Source organism: Micromonospora sp. C81, assembly GCF_018070425.1.
In the GTDB taxonomy this organism is placed as follows: domain Bacteria; phylum Actinomycetota; class Actinomycetes; order Mycobacteriales; family Micromonosporaceae; genus Micromonospora; species Micromonospora zamorensis.
In genome coordinates, this window is the sequence record NZ_JAGPXS010000016.1 from 76,831 (window position 1) to 89,810 (window position 12,980).

A 12,980-nucleotide genomic window follows, 5' to 3' on the forward strand; every position below is an offset into this window, starting at 1 on the left:
CCGAACGGTGCCGTCCCCGCCCGGGACGGCACCGTCGTGCGTTCGCTCAGTCAGCGTTCGATGAGCGGGTCGTGACCCAGGTCGAGCAACGAGTGCCGCCAGTTGTCGTCGGCGTTTCCGCGCGACGGCTTGGCGTCCATCAGCTCGCGGATGCGCTCGACCGCCTCCCGCATCACCTCGATGTCCTCCGGGGTGAGGTCCACCTTGCGCTTGTTCAGCACCTTGAGGATCTCCCGGCCCGGCTGGGGCAGGTCGAGGTTCGGGTTCGGGCTGAACGACTCCTCCCCGGAACCCCGGGTCAGCAGCCAGGTTCGCAGCTGCTCCGACGGGACGTTGACCTCGGCGTGGAAGTCCTCCCAGAGCACTTCCACCTCGGGGTCGAGCCTCGCTTCGCGTACCATCAGGTCTCCTCTCCGGGCGGCGGCCCGGACGTCTCCGGGTCGTCCTGGTCGGTCAACGGACGCAGGCCCTCGGCTGCCAGCCGCGTTCGGCGGGGGTTCGCGGTGGGCGGCGCCAGGATCGGGTCGGGATGGTCCTCCTCGTCCCGATGTTTCGCAGGCTCGCGCGGCTCCTCGTGCTCGTCTCGTCGCGCCGGCCCGCTCATCGCGGGTGGGTGGTCGTGGCGGCGGTGTACCCCCGCTCGCCTGCGGTCACGTCGAAGGTGAGCGCGCCGTCGCGGGCGTCCACAATGACCTTCTGCCCCGGTGAGATCGCCGACTCCAGCAACATCCGGGACAGGTGGTTGTCCACCTCCCGCTGGATCACCCGGCGCAGCGGTCGGGCGCCGAACTCCGGCTGGTAACCGTGCTCGGCGAGCCAGTCGATGCCGGCGGTGGTGAACTCCACCTGGAGGTCCTGGGCGTGCATGCGGCGGCGGGTCTCCTCGAGCAGCAGCGCGGTGATGTCGCGCAGCTGCTCGGCCTCCAGCCGGCGGAAGATGATGACCTCGTCGATGCGGTTGAGGAACTCCGGGCGGAAGTTCTCCTGCAGGCGGCGCATCAGCCTCTCCCGCAGTTCGTTGCTCTCCTGCTCGCTGCCCACGTCCCCGCTGCCGAAGCCGACCGAGCGCTGGGCGCCGGTGATCAGCTCCGAGCCGAGGTTGCTCGTCATGATCAGTACGGTGTTCTTGAAGTTCACCGTGCGACCCTGGCTGTCGGTCAGCCGCCCGTCGTCGAGCACCTGGAGCAGGATGTTGAAGACGTCCGGGTGGGCCTTCTCGATCTCATCGAGCAGCACCACCGCGTACGGGCGGCGACGCACCGCCTCGGTGAGCTGACCAGCCTCCTCGTAGCCGACGTATCCGGGTGGCGCGCCGACCAGCCGGCTGACCGTGTGTCGCTCCTGGAACTCGCTCATGTCCACCCGGACCATCCGGTCCGCCTCGCCGAACAGCGCCTCGGCCAGCGCGCGGGCCAGCTCGGTCTTGCCGACGCCGGTCGGGCCGAGGAACAGGAAGCTGCCCATCGGCCGCTCCGGGTCGGCCAGCCCGGCCCGGGAACGACGGACGGCCTCGGCGACCGCGGTGACCGCGTCGTCCTGACCGACCACCTTCTGGTGCAGGTACCCCTCCAGGCGCAGCAGCCGGTCCCGTTCCTCCTCGGTGAGCTGGCTGACCGGGATGCCGGTGGCGCGGGAGACCACTTCGGCGATCTCCTTCGGACCCACCTCGGGCACCTGCGAGGACGACCCGTCGTCGCCGTTCGCCCGACGGATCTCCTCCTCCAGCTCGGAGATCCGGTCGCGCAGCGCGGAGGCCCGCTCGTACTGCTCGTCGCTGACGGCCTGCTCCTTGTCCCGGCGTACCTCGTCGAGCTCCTGCTCCAGCTCCCGCACGTCGGAGGCGGGCGTGCGGGTGCGCAGCCGCACCCGCGCGCCGGCCTGGTCGATGAGGTCGATGGCCTTGTCCGGCAGGAACCGGTCGGTGACGTACCGGTCGGACAGCTCGGCGGCCGCGACCAGCGCCTCGTCGGTGAAACGCACCTGGTGGTGCGCCTCGTACCGGTCGCGCAGACCACGCAGGATGGCGATGGTGTCGTCGACGCCGGGCTCGGGCACCAGCACCGGCTGGAAGCGCCGGGCCAGCGCCGCGTCCTTCTCGATGCTCTTGCGGTACTCGTCCAGCGTCGTCGCGCCGATCACCCGCAGCTCGCCGCGGGCCAGCGCGGGTTTGAGCATGTTGGACGCGTCCATCCCGCCCTCGCTGCCGGCGCCACCCGCCCCGACCAGGGTGTGGATCTCGTCCATGAAGATGATCAGCTCGTCCCGGTGCGCCCGGATCTCGTCGATCACCTTCTTCAGCCGCTCCTCGAAGTCGCCCCGGTAGCGGGTGCCGGCGACCAGACCGGCCAGGTCGAGTTGGACGACCCGCTTGCCGAGCAGGGTCTGCGGGACGTCACCGTCGCAGATCCGCTCGGCCAACCCCTCGACGATGGCGGTCTTTCCGACACCGGCCTCGCCGATCAGCACCGGGTTGTTCTTGGTACGCCGGGACAGGATCTCCACGGCCTGCTCGATCTCGTCGGCCCGTCCGATCACCGGGTCGATCTGATCGTTGCGGGCCAGGTCGGTGAGGTCCTGCCCGTACTGGTCCAGGGTGGGCGTGCCGCGATCCGGCTTCGGGCCGTTCATCGGCCCGCGCTCGGCGTTGGCCGCCTGCAACGACTCGGGTTGGATCCGGCCGGCGGCCAGCATCCGCCCGGCCGGCGACTCCGGGTTGAGCGGCAACGCCATCAGGATGTGCTCAGGGCCGATGTAGTTGGCGCCCATCGCCCGGGACAGCTGGTGGGCGTCGAGCAGCGCCCGCTTGGCGGCGGGGGTCAACGACAGGTTCGGCGGCACCTCCCCGCGCGGTGCGCCGTCGCCCTTCCCCCCGAGCGCGTTGAGCAGGGTGTCCGGGTCGGCGCCGGCCCGGCGTACGAGGTCCCGCAGGGGTTCGCGTTGCAGCGCCGCCCAGAGCAGGTGGTCGGTGTCCAGGTCGCTGCTCTGGCGCTGGGCGGCCCGCCGGGCGGCGTCGGCCAGCATCTCCCGGGCGTCGGCCGTCATCAGACGGGTGATGTCGACCCGGTGCGGTGGCCGGCGCCCTCCCTCGCCCCGGCCGAAGTATCTGGCCAGGAATTCGTCCCACGGGTCGGAGCCGATGTCACCGGGTCCCATCATGTCTGTCCTCCGCAGTCGGGCGCGGCACGGTCGGCAGGGGCTACCCGGCGCGCGGCCCGACAAACGCCGCAGGTGGTGGCGCAGCGGCATTCCGGGAGTGGCGTCCGGCCGGGGCCGGCCGTTTGGTGGCAGGCTGAGGGGATGACTGAGACCCCGCTGCTGATCGTGGACGGCGCCAACGTTGTCGGCTCCCGCCCGAACGGGTGGTGGCGTGACCGCGCCGGCGCCGCGGCCCGGCTACGCGACTCGCTCGCCCCGGTGGCGACCGTCGGGCTGCCGGCCCGGCTGCCCGCCCCGGTCGAGGTGGTGCTGGTGGTCGAGGGTGCGGCGCGGGACGTGCCGGGCACCGAGGGCGTGCGGGTGGTCTCGGCCGCCGGCTCCGGCGACGACACAGTGGTCGAGCTGGTGGCCGACGCGCCCGAGCGCCGTCGGCTGGTGGTCACCGCGGACCGGGAGCTGCGCGGGCGGGTGACGGCGCTGGGCGCCGAGGTGTACGGCCCGCGTTGGCTCCGCGAGGCTCCCGCCAGCAACTGAGAAATTCTCGCACTGGGACTCCCACAGAACGGACTCCCGGCACTTCCGGGTGCCTTCCGGACAGGCGGGCAGGAACACCGACAGGGCGGATGTTCTTTCGCGGCCCCCGATAGGCTCTAATGGAGATCTCCCCGCCCCCAGGAGGTTCCGCCGTGGCGAGCGTCGCCGAGTTGAAGGCTGCCATTGATGTTGCCCTCCAACAGATCGGGGACGGGCAGACAGCCGTGCAGGCGGCCGGCGAGAAACTGTCCGAGGCGCAGCAGACCCTCGCCGGCGCGCTCGAGGGCAGCGGGCACGAGACGGTGGAGGCGGCCCAGTCGTCGCTGACACAGGCCAGCCAGGAGCTGGAGGAGTGTCTCGCCGCGACACTGGTCGCGGTGGAGCAGGCGCAGCTCTACGTCGCCACCCTGTAGGCACCATGTCCATCATCGAGGACGTCGGTGGGCAGGTCCGTGCCGCCAGCGAGGAGTTCCCGGTGGCCCTGCTCGGGCAGGCGCTGGAGAAGTTCGGCCTGGCAGCGGAGAGACTGCGCTGGGTACGCCAGGAGTCGGCCAACCCGATGGGGGTGCCGGAGCTGTCCGCCGCGACCGAGCACGCCGAGAGCGCCGGCTACGCGTTGCGGGTGGCACAGGAGCAGCTCTCGGCGTACATGACCGCGATCGGGCTGGGCGCGGACGGCACCCCGGCGCCCCGCCCCGAACAACGCGCTCCCCGACACGACACGCCGCCGGCCGCCGGGCCCACAGCGGTCGCGCCCGAGCCGGCGGAGCAGGTGCGAATGAGCCGCTGGTGGTCGGTGCGGGTGGCCGAGCTGACCGGCGGGCGCGAGGGCACCGACGACGAACCCGACGAGCGGGTGGACGACTCCCAGGAGTTGCTGCGCCGAGTGGTGGGTGGTGTCCGCTCCGGCGACCGGGACCGGCTCCGCAAGGAGCTGCGCCGGGCTCCGGCCGACGTGGGGCTGGGCATGGCGGCGCTGGCGCCGCCCCTGCTGCGCGAGCTGGCCGGTGAGCTGCTGGGGCACCCGCCCCGCGCCACCGACCTCGGGCGGCTGCGCGGTGAGCTGGACGGGCGGGTACGCGACCTGCTGCCCGGGCTGCCGCCGCCGGTGCTGGAGACACTGCTGACCCGGGTGTGCCGAATGCCGCCACCGCGCGCCTCCGGGGAGCCGCCGCACGCGGCCGACTCCGCGGTCACCGCCGGGGTGGCGACCGGGCTGCTGCTCGCCCGACTCGGCCGGGACCTCCCCGCAGGCGGCGTGAAAGAGCCAGTGGGCGCGGGACAAGCGAACGGGGCCGAGCAACGAGGCGGTGCGGGGCAACCGGCGCGGGCCGGGCGGCCGGCCGGCGCGGGGCAGTCGGGCGGGGCCGGACAGTCGGCGGGCGCGGGCGCGCGCGTCGGCGGTGCTGTTCAGCGGCCGGGTGCGCAGCGCTCCGGTGGCCTGCTGCCGCACCCCGGTGGCCTGCCGCCGCGCACGGATGGTGTGCCGCCCCGCTCCGGTGGTGTGCCGCCGCGCTCGGGCAGCCCGTGGCGGGACGCGCCGGCTCGACGGAGCTCCGATGGCTGACCGGCGCGGCCAGTTGGCCAGCCGGGTCCGCGACACCCTCGCCGAGGCGTTGGGTGCGACCCGTACCCGCCTGTCCGCCGCCCAGGCCGAGCTGACCGCCGGGCGCGAACGGCTGGCCCGGGTCGAGCGGGCGGCTGCGGCCGTACCGAGCCGGGTGGGCGCCCAGCGGGACCGCCGCGTCGCCGAGATCGACGCCCGCTACTCGACCCGGATCGCCGAGCTGGCCCGGCGCGCCGCCGATGCGGCCCGGCAGGAGGCGCCGGGCTGCGCGGGGGCCGACTGGGCGGGGTGGGCCCCGACGCCCGCCCGCCGTGCGGAGCCACCCGGCGCGCTACGGGTCGGCACGGTCCGGATCGACGGCGTCGACCCGGTGCCCGCGCTGGTGCCGCTGCTCGACGCCGGACACGTACACCTGTCCGGGGAGGATCGCGCCGGCTGCGACGCCGTGGTGTCCGCGTTGCTGCTGCGGGCCGCCGGCCGCGCCGACCCGGGCGCGGTACGCCTGGTCGGGTACGACCCGGAGCAGCTCGGCGGTGGCCTGGCCGGGTTCGCGCCGCTGGGCACGGCGGGGCTGCTCACCTTCGTCGGCCCCGGCGGTCTGGGCCCACTGCTCGACGACCTGGTGGAGCAGATCCGCCGGATCAACGAGACGGTGCTCGCCGGCGAGTACGCGTCGTTGCGCGAGCTGGCCGCGGCGACCGGCCGACGACCCGAGCCGTGGCGGGTGGCGGTGCTGCTCGGCGGTGATGAGCTCAACCGGCACGAGCGCGGGCAACTGGACCGGGTGGTACGCGCCGGCGCGGCCTGCGGGGTGCACCTGGTGGTCCACGGTGTGCCGCTGCCGGAGGACCCGACGGTGACCCGGGTGGTGGCCGGGGTGTCCGGCGCACGCATCGGCGGGTCGGCCGGGCTGCCCGTCCGCCTCGATCCACCGCCACCGGCGACGCTGGTCACCGAGACGTGCCGGGAGATCGCCGTCCGGGTGAACGCGGGCCCACCGCCGACCCCGTTCGCGGACCTGCTGCCCCCGCCGGAGCTGATGTGGCGGGAGGACTCATCCGACGGGCTGACCGCGCCGATCGGCGAGGGGCCGCAGGGCCGGCCGGTGCGGCTGACGCTGGGCGACTATCCACCGCACGCGCTGATCGGCGGACCGTCCGGCACCGGCAAGACCAACCTGATCTTCGCGTGGATCGGCGCCCTCGCCGCCCGCTACTCCCCCGCCGAGCTGGAGTTCTACCTGCTGGACTTCAAGGAGGGCGTGTCCTTCGCGCGGTTCGCGCAGGGCCGGCGCGACCCGAGCTGGCTGCCGCACATGCGCCTGGTCGGGATCAACGTCAACACCGACCGGGAGTTCGGCCTGGCGCTGCTGCGTTTCCTCGCCGAGGAGCTGCGTCGGCGCGCCGACGCGGCCAAGAAGCACGAGGTGACCAAGCTGGCCGAGCTGCGGGCCGTCGACCCGACCGGGCACTGGCCACGGATCGTCGCGGTGGTCGACGAGTTCCAGATGCTGCTGGCCGGTCGGGACGTGGTCGCCCGGGAGTCGGCCGACCTGCTGGAGGACCTGGCCCGACGCGGCCGGTCCCAGGGCATCCACCTGGTGCTCGCCTCACAGGACGTACGGGGCATCGAGGCCCTGTGGGGCCGTCCCGCGCTGGTCGCCCAGTTCACCCTGCGCATCGCGTTGCCCAAGGCGCTGCGGATCCTCGCCGAACGCAACGACGCGGCGCAGTCGCTGCCTCGCTGGCACGCGGTGGTCAACGCCGAGTCGGGCATGGTGGAGGGCAACGAGGTCGCCCGGATCCCGTCGGCCAGCGACTGGGAGACGTGGAGCGGCTTGCAGCACCGGCTGTGGCGGATGCGCCCGGCCGACGCGGCACCGGCCCGGCTCTTCGACGGCGACGCGATTCCCCGACTGGCGGACGCCCCGGACTTCCGTACGCTCGCCGCGCCCGCGGACGGGAGCGTGCCGCGCAGCCCGGTGGCCCTGCTCGGCGAGATCATCGACGTGCAGTCCCGCTCGGCGGCGCTGCGACTGCCGCGCGCCCCCGGGCGCAACCTCGCCGTGCTCGGCACCCGGGTGGACGAGGCCTGCGCGGTGCTGGACGCGGCGGCCCGCTCACTGGCCCGCCAGCACCCGCCGGGCACCGCCCGGTTCTCCATCGCCTGCCTCGACGCCGACGCTGACCCGATCGCCCGTGCGCTCTACGACGACCTGGCCGACGACGCCGCCTGGTACGACGAGGAGACCGTCGGTGAGCTGATGGCCGAGACGGCCGACGGGCTGACCGGGCCGGGGAGCCCGCACTACCTGCTGCTGTTCGCTGTCGATGCGGCAGCCGGCGCGCTGGCCGCCCGAGCCGGTCGACGCACCGGGCTGGAGCAGCTGCGGCGGATCCTGCACGACGGGCCGGAACGACGGACGCACGTGCTGGCCTGGTGGCGGGGAGTGGCACGGATGCGTGCCGACCTCGGCGGGCCGGCCGCGCGTACCGACCAGATCGGCGCCTGGGTGGCGCTGGACACCCACGGCGGCGAGCTGGGTTCCTCGCTCTACCCGGGCACCGGCGGCCCGGACTGGTATCCCCGCCCCTGGCGGGGCCTCTTCTTCGACCGGGCGGTGCACCGCACCGGACAGGTGATCATCCCTTATGGTCCGTCGCGATGAACGAACCGGTGGCCAGCGAGACGTACACAGCCCAGCTCAGACGGCTTGCTGACCTCACCGCACGAGTGGGTGAGCAGCGCGCTGAGGCGCACACCTGGTACGAGCGGCAGTGCGCCGCTGCCGAGCAGGCTGTCGCCGACGCAGCCGAGCAGCTCCAGTACGCCGAGGAGGAGCTGGTCGCCGCCCGCGAACAGCAGAAACGCGTCGATGCGGAGGTAGCCCACCTGTGGCAGCAGGTCCGCTCGCGCCTCGGCGCCCGTCGCCTCGGTGGCCCGCCCGCACCCGCGAACGGCACCACGGCCACCGATCCGGTGCTGCTGCTCGGAAAGGCCCGTGACCTGCTCGACCGCGCCGGGCAGCCGGGTGAGCTGCCCGGCTCGGTCAACCCGCTGCTGGCGCTGTGCGGGGTGGCAGGCGCCGTCCTGGCGTACGCCCTGGGGGTTGGGGCGCGGGCGTTGGGCGTCGGGTACGGCGGCGATCTCGCGGTCGGGATGCCGGTGCTGGCGCTGGTGGTGACCCTGTTCGGGCCGCTGATCGGTCTGGTGCCGGCGCGGGTGCTCGCCGACCGCCGGCACGCGATGCTCGGTCCCCGGCCGATCACCGTGGTCCTCGGCGCCGGGGTGGTCACCACGGTGCTGCTGCTGGTGCTCGGCCGCTGACGCGCGGGGTGGCCGGGTGGACGCCGCCGACAGCGCCGACAGCGCAAGACCGGCGGGACGCGCGGGCCGGCGAGGTCAGGCCGGGACCAGGACGGCCTCGCGCAGCAGTCGACGGGTCAGGGTGACCCGGTCGGCGTCGTCGGACAACCCGGGCAGGTCACCGACCCGTGTCACTGCGCCGCTGAGCAGGACACGAGCCGCCGCCTCGCAGTCACCAGGCAGGGTGATCGTCCGGTCGAACAGCCGCAGCGCCACCGAGTCCGACCCGTGCGGCACCAACTGCCAGCGCAGGCCCGGACGCAGGGTGACCTGGGAGTCGGCGTCAAGCGCGGCCACCGCGTCGGCCTGGGCGAGCGGCCGGATGGGTGCCGGGCGGGCGGCCGGCCAGGCACGTTGGCGCAGGCGCGCGGCGACCGCACCGGGGTCGGCGCGCAGGAGCCAGTCCCGCAGTGCCTCGACCGTCTCAGTCAGCTCCGGCTCGATGGCGTCCGGGTCGGCGACGTCGGTGCCGAACGGCAGGCTGGCCCGCAGCCGTTGGTCCTCGGCGGCCAGCGCCAACAGCTCCTCGACCAGGGCGTAGCGGGTGAGCGCGCGGATGCCCACGGTCAGGTGCAGCGAGCTGGCGTCCTGCGCCTGCGCGCTGTGCAGCCAACCCCGGGGCAGGTAGAGGGCATCGCCGGGGGCGAGCACCACGTCCAGCGCGGCCTGGCCCTGCGCGGTGGCGCCGACCTCGTCGGCGCGGCCACCCCACGGCTGCTTCTCCAGCGGGTCGGGCAGCACGGGCGGGTGGATCCGCCAGTGTTTGCGGCCGTCGACCTGGAGGACGAACACGTCGTGGGTGTCGTAGTGGGTGGCGAACCCCTGGCTGCCCGCCGGGGTGAGGTAGGCGTTGATCTGTAGCGGCTGGTTGAGCGCGAGGCCCAGGTCACGGGCGAAGTCGACGAGCGGTGGCCAGATCCGGTGCAGGCCCTGCAACACCAACGTGGCGCCGGAGGCGTACTGCTCCAGGACCCGCTCGTCGAGCACCTGGTCGCCGATCTCGGCGCCCGCGCCGCCACCGCCGGTCCAGCGCGCCGCCGGCACCAACTGGCCGTCCTTGGCGACGCGCAGAAAGGGGGTACGCAGACCGCGCCGGCTGAGCAGCTCGTCGGCGTCGGCGGGGCTGAGCAGGTCGGCGAAGCCCGACGCGTTGGGCAGCTCGGCGGCGCGGGAGAGCAGCGGGGTGTGTCCCCAGTGCGCGGCGGCGAACTTGGCCGGCTCGACCGAGACGCAACGGGCCAGTGCCTCGGCGGCGTTCGCGGACGGAACCGCCGGGCGGCCGTGGCCGCCCGGCGGGTCGAGGTGCGTCATGATGTGCCGCTACCGGGCGCTGCCGTCAGCGCCGCCGTCCTGCTGACCCGGGGTGGCACCGCCATCGGCGGGACCCTCCGCGCCACCGTCGGCGCCACCGTCGTGCTGACCCGGGGTGGCACCGCCATCGGCGGGACCCTCCGCGCTGCCGTCGGCGCCACCGTCGTGCTGACCCGGGGTGGCACCACCGTCGGCGGGACCCTCCGCGCCACCGTCGGCGCCACCGTCGTGCTGACCGGGGGTCGCGCCACCGTCGGCCGGGCCCTCCGCGCCGCCGCCGCCCATGGTCTGCATGTCGTCATCGTTGAGTGCCATCGGTACTCCCTTGGGTGTGCCGCCCCGCCGTGCGCCGGGGTCCGTCGTGCTGCGGGTGGTACCCCACGCGCGATCTTCTCTAACCCTCACCGTAGACGCCGAACCGGGGCGACACGGGCAGTTCGCGAGCGGCGGCGGAGAGTGCCAGGATGGGGTGGTGATCCTGGTGGGCACGTCCGGCTGGCAGTACCGGGACTGGCGGGGCCGCTTTTACCCGCAACAACTGCCGCAGCGGCTCTGGCTGGAGCACTTCGCGGCCGGGTTCGCCACTGTCGAGGTCAACAACGCCTTCTACCGGCTGCCGGAGCGGCAGACCTTCGCCGCCTGGCGGGCGCGCACACCGGCGGATTTCTGCGTGGCGGTGAAGATGAGCCGCTACCTCACCCACATCAAGCGGCTGCGCGATCCGGACGAGCCGGTGGCCCGGTTCCTCGGTCGCGCCACCGCGCTGGGTGACCGTCTCGGCCCGGTGCTGCTGCAACTGCCGCCGAACCTCCGGGCGGACGTCGACGCGCTCGACGCGACCCTGCGGCTGTTCCCGGCCGAGGTGCGGGTCGCCGTCGAGCCCCGGCACCCCTCCTGGTGGACCGACGCCACCCGGGCGGTGCTGGAACGGCGTCGGGCCGCGCTGGTGTGGGCCGACCGGCTGGGGCGCCCGGTCGCTCCGCGCTGGCGCACCACGGACTTCGGGTACCTGCGCCTGCACGAGGGGCGGGCACGGCCGTGGCCCCGCTACGGCCGCGCGGCGCTCACCTCATGGGTGCGGCGGCTGACCGACGCCTTCGGCGAGGACGAGCCGGCGTACGTCTATTTCAACAACGACCCGGGCGGCGCCGCCATCGTGGACGCTGTCGCGTTCGCCGCGCTGGCCCGTGCGGCCGGGCACCCGGTGTCGCGGGTGCCGACGCCGGCCGAGGCGGACACCTCCGGCGACTGAGCCCGCCCGAGGCGTTCCTCGGACGGGCTCACGAGCGTCAGGCCGTCACGGCATCATCTTGGCGAGGTCCTTGGGCATGGTGTCCTTCACGTCCTGCCACTCGCCCTGGGTGACGTGTCGGCGCAGGGTGTCCAGCACCACCTGCGTCACCCGTTCCGGGCCGCCCTCCGCGTCGTACGGGAAGCCCTGACGGACCTCGTAGAGGAAGTCGTCCCGGTTGAGCTTGATCGGCACGTCGGACGGCACCCAGCCGTCGAAGTAGATCCCCCGCACGAGCACCGGCAACTGCTGGGCGAACTCGACGCTCTCGTCCACCGGCAGCCGGTCACGCAGCAGGTGCAGCACCGTGCGCAGAGCCGCGTACGACTGGTTGCGCCGTTCCTTCGGCCAGCCGTAGGCGTTCTCGATGTCCTTGAGAATGAGGTTCGTCTTGTCCAGCGAGGACTCGAACGCTGAGATCATCGAGTCAGCCATCGTTCGACCCCCGTTCCGTGCTGTCCCACCGTCGGTCATCCGCGCGGCGAGGCGGCCCCGATGGGCCGCGGCGTGCCCGCACCGGGCTGCCCTGCGGCGCGCGGCGGGCGTTGTCCGCCGTACCGACCACGTGCAGGACGGCACCGCGCCGTCGATCCGTCACCACTCGAACCGTCATCCCCGTCACCTCCGTGTCGTCTGCGGCGTCGACCACCCCCGGGCGGTCGTACCCACCGTCCCCAGCCTGCCGGCGCTGCGGGTGACCCGGCCCCACCCGGATCGGGTGAGGTCAGTTGGCGTCGAGGAGGCCAGCGAGGGTCTTCGCGTTGGTCTGCGCGTAGTCGCGGTAGCAGTTGTCTGTACCGGGCTGGACGTTGTGCTTACCCCAGGTGGGGGCCCTTCCCACCGGAGCGTTGTGCGTCTGTTTATCGGTACCAACCCGGCGGGGTTCACAGTCCGTGACCCCCGCCCCGACCCGGAAGCGGAGCCGTCCCCGTGTCCCTTTTGCCGTTCCTTCGTACCCGCCCCCAACCGGTCCCGTCGGCGACGTTCCAGTTCGTCGCCACGATGATCACCGACATGGGCCACCACGATCCCCGCTTCATGCGGAACGTGGTGGCCCGTCTCGTTCTGTCGGAGAAGCTGGCCCCGGCTGAGGGCCGGGATCTGCTGGCCCGCCTGGATCAGTCGGCGACGTAGTACCCGCTGCCGGCGATGGATTCCACGACCCCGGCGGCCTTGAGCCGTTCCATGGCCATCCGGACGGTCATCCGGGACACGTTGTACTCGGTGATCAGTTCGGAGCCGCTGGGCAGCTTGTCTCCGGGGTTGAACTCCCCGGCGTTGATCCGGGCGGTGATGGCGGACATGAGTCGGTCCGTTTTGGTCTGGGCTGGCATGACGGTCTCCCTGGCAGGATTCGCCGAGTTGACCATGCTGTCCGCCATGTCGTCAATCATCACCGGTGACAACCTGTGATCAGTTCTTGACCTGGCATACCCGGGTATGCCAGATTCGGGACTCGGGTGTCTCCCTGGCAGGAAACGCCCCCTAATCCCCTGTGGGGACCGGTGAACGGGGTTCCCGGTCCCTGCGGGGGTACGGCCGGAAGGGGAACCACGGTGAGCGTGGAGAGGATCCTGACGAACGTCCCGTTCTATGTGGAGCAAAGTTCGTACTGCGTCCAGTTCCATGAGAAGAACCTGTGCACCCAGTGCACCGACGAGGGGTGCCCCCGCCTGGACGAGGCAGCGGAACTGCTCGCCGACTACCGGGAGCAGCGGGCCACCCGGTACCGCAACGCCCGCACCAACTGACCCG

General features: G+C 73.2%; 15 protein-coding genes. 8 read left to right on the forward strand and 7 right to left on the reverse strand.

What is annotated here, in order from left to right:
- Positions 1–50: 50 nt before the first annotated feature.
- The 3 genes from KBX46_RS23905 to KBX46_RS23915 are packed head-to-tail and all read right to left on the reverse strand — an operon-like array spanning position 51 to position 3,156.
- Positions 51–401 carry a DUF3140 domain-containing protein gene (locus KBX46_RS23905; protein ID WP_210794129.1) on the reverse strand — a complete coding sequence of 117 codons (351 nt, stop codon included), beginning with the start codon at positions 399–401 and terminating at the stop codon, positions 51–53.
- Entirely contained in the window at positions 401–604 is a 204-nt protein-coding gene (locus KBX46_RS23910) for a hypothetical protein (protein ID WP_210794220.1), read from the reverse strand. Before KBX46_RS23910 ends, KBX46_RS23905 begins: the two co-directional genes overlap by 1 nt.
- The gene (locus KBX46_RS23915; protein ID WP_088948041.1) at positions 601–3,156 is read right to left on the reverse strand and encodes an ATP-dependent Clp protease ATP-binding subunit; all 2,556 of its coding nucleotides are present in this window, start codon (positions 3,154–3,156) and stop codon (positions 601–603) included. Before KBX46_RS23915 ends, KBX46_RS23910 begins: the two co-directional genes overlap by 4 nt.
- A 141-nt stretch (positions 3,157–3,297) precedes the next feature.
- On the opposite strand from KBX46_RS23915, the gene KBX46_RS23920 reads away from it, so the two are divergent.
- The 5 genes from KBX46_RS23920 (at position 3,298) to KBX46_RS23940 (ending at position 8,584) form a co-directional block, all read left to right on the forward strand.
- Entirely contained in the window at positions 3,298–3,690 is a 393-nt protein-coding gene (locus KBX46_RS23920) for a hypothetical protein (RefSeq protein ID WP_088948040.1), read from the forward strand.
- 152 nt (positions 3,691–3,842) lie between these two features.
- Positions 3,843–4,103, forward strand: a complete 261-nt coding sequence (locus KBX46_RS23925; RefSeq protein ID WP_088948039.1) for a hypothetical protein — start codon at positions 3,843–3,845, stop codon at positions 4,101–4,103.
- Positions 4,104–4,108: 5 nt separating this feature from the next.
- Positions 4,109–5,257 carry a hypothetical protein gene (locus tag KBX46_RS23930; protein ID WP_210794130.1) on the forward strand — a complete coding sequence of 383 codons (1,149 nt, stop codon included), beginning with the start codon at positions 4,109–4,111 and terminating at the stop codon, positions 5,255–5,257.
- On the forward strand, positions 5,250–7,925 hold the full coding sequence (locus KBX46_RS23935) for an FtsK/SpoIIIE domain-containing protein (protein ID WP_210794131.1): 2,676 nt from the start codon (positions 5,250–5,252) through the stop codon (positions 7,923–7,925). The genes KBX46_RS23930 and KBX46_RS23935 overlap by 8 nt, the downstream gene beginning before the upstream one ends.
- Entirely contained in the window at positions 7,922–8,584 is a 663-nt protein-coding gene (locus tag KBX46_RS23940) for a hypothetical protein (protein ID WP_210794132.1), read from the forward strand. The genes KBX46_RS23935 and KBX46_RS23940 overlap by 4 nt, the downstream gene beginning before the upstream one ends.
- Before the next feature lie 75 nt (positions 8,585–8,659).
- Here the strand turns inward: KBX46_RS23940 and KBX46_RS23945 are convergent, their stop codons facing one another.
- Both KBX46_RS23945 and KBX46_RS23950 read right to left on the reverse strand, forming a co-directional pair.
- The gene (locus KBX46_RS23945; protein WP_210794133.1) at positions 8,660–9,934 is read right to left on the reverse strand and encodes a cupin domain-containing protein; all 1,275 of its coding nucleotides are present in this window, start codon (positions 9,932–9,934) and stop codon (positions 8,660–8,662) included.
- A 9-nt stretch (positions 9,935–9,943) separates the two neighbouring features.
- Entirely contained in the window at positions 9,944–10,249 is a 306-nt protein-coding gene (locus tag KBX46_RS23950; protein WP_099853213.1) for a hypothetical protein, read from the reverse strand.
- Between the two features lie 157 nt (positions 10,250–10,406).
- Between KBX46_RS23950 and KBX46_RS23955 the strand changes: the two genes are divergently transcribed.
- Entirely contained in the window at positions 10,407–11,186 is a 780-nt protein-coding gene (locus KBX46_RS23955) for a DUF72 domain-containing protein (RefSeq protein ID WP_210794134.1), read from the forward strand.
- Between the two features lie 45 nt (positions 11,187–11,231).
- Here KBX46_RS23955 and KBX46_RS23960 read toward each other — a convergent pair whose 3' ends face one another.
- Complete coding sequence (locus tag KBX46_RS23960; RefSeq protein ID WP_088948032.1) at positions 11,232–11,660, reverse strand: DUF2267 domain-containing protein; 429 nt, start codon at positions 11,658–11,660, stop codon at positions 11,232–11,234.
- A gap of 495 nt (positions 11,661–12,155) precedes the next feature.
- On the opposite strand from KBX46_RS23960, the gene KBX46_RS23965 reads away from it, so the two are divergent.
- A complete protein-coding gene (locus KBX46_RS23965) occupies positions 12,156–12,359 on the forward strand; it encodes a hypothetical protein (protein ID WP_210794135.1) in 204 nt (67 codons plus the stop codon).
- On the opposite strand, the gene KBX46_RS23970 is transcribed toward KBX46_RS23965, so the two are convergent.
- Positions 12,344–12,529: a winged helix-turn-helix domain-containing protein gene (locus tag KBX46_RS23970; protein ID WP_210794136.1), complete on the reverse strand. Its 186-nt coding sequence runs from the start codon at positions 12,527–12,529 to the stop codon at positions 12,344–12,346. The genes KBX46_RS23965 and KBX46_RS23970 overlap by 16 nt on opposite strands.
- A 252-nt stretch (positions 12,530–12,781) precedes the next feature.
- Between KBX46_RS23970 and KBX46_RS23975 the strand changes: the two genes are divergently transcribed.
- On the forward strand, positions 12,782–12,976 hold the full coding sequence (locus KBX46_RS23975; protein ID WP_210794137.1) for a hypothetical protein: 195 nt from the start codon (positions 12,782–12,784) through the stop codon (positions 12,974–12,976).
- Positions 12,977–12,980: the final 4 nt, after the last annotated feature.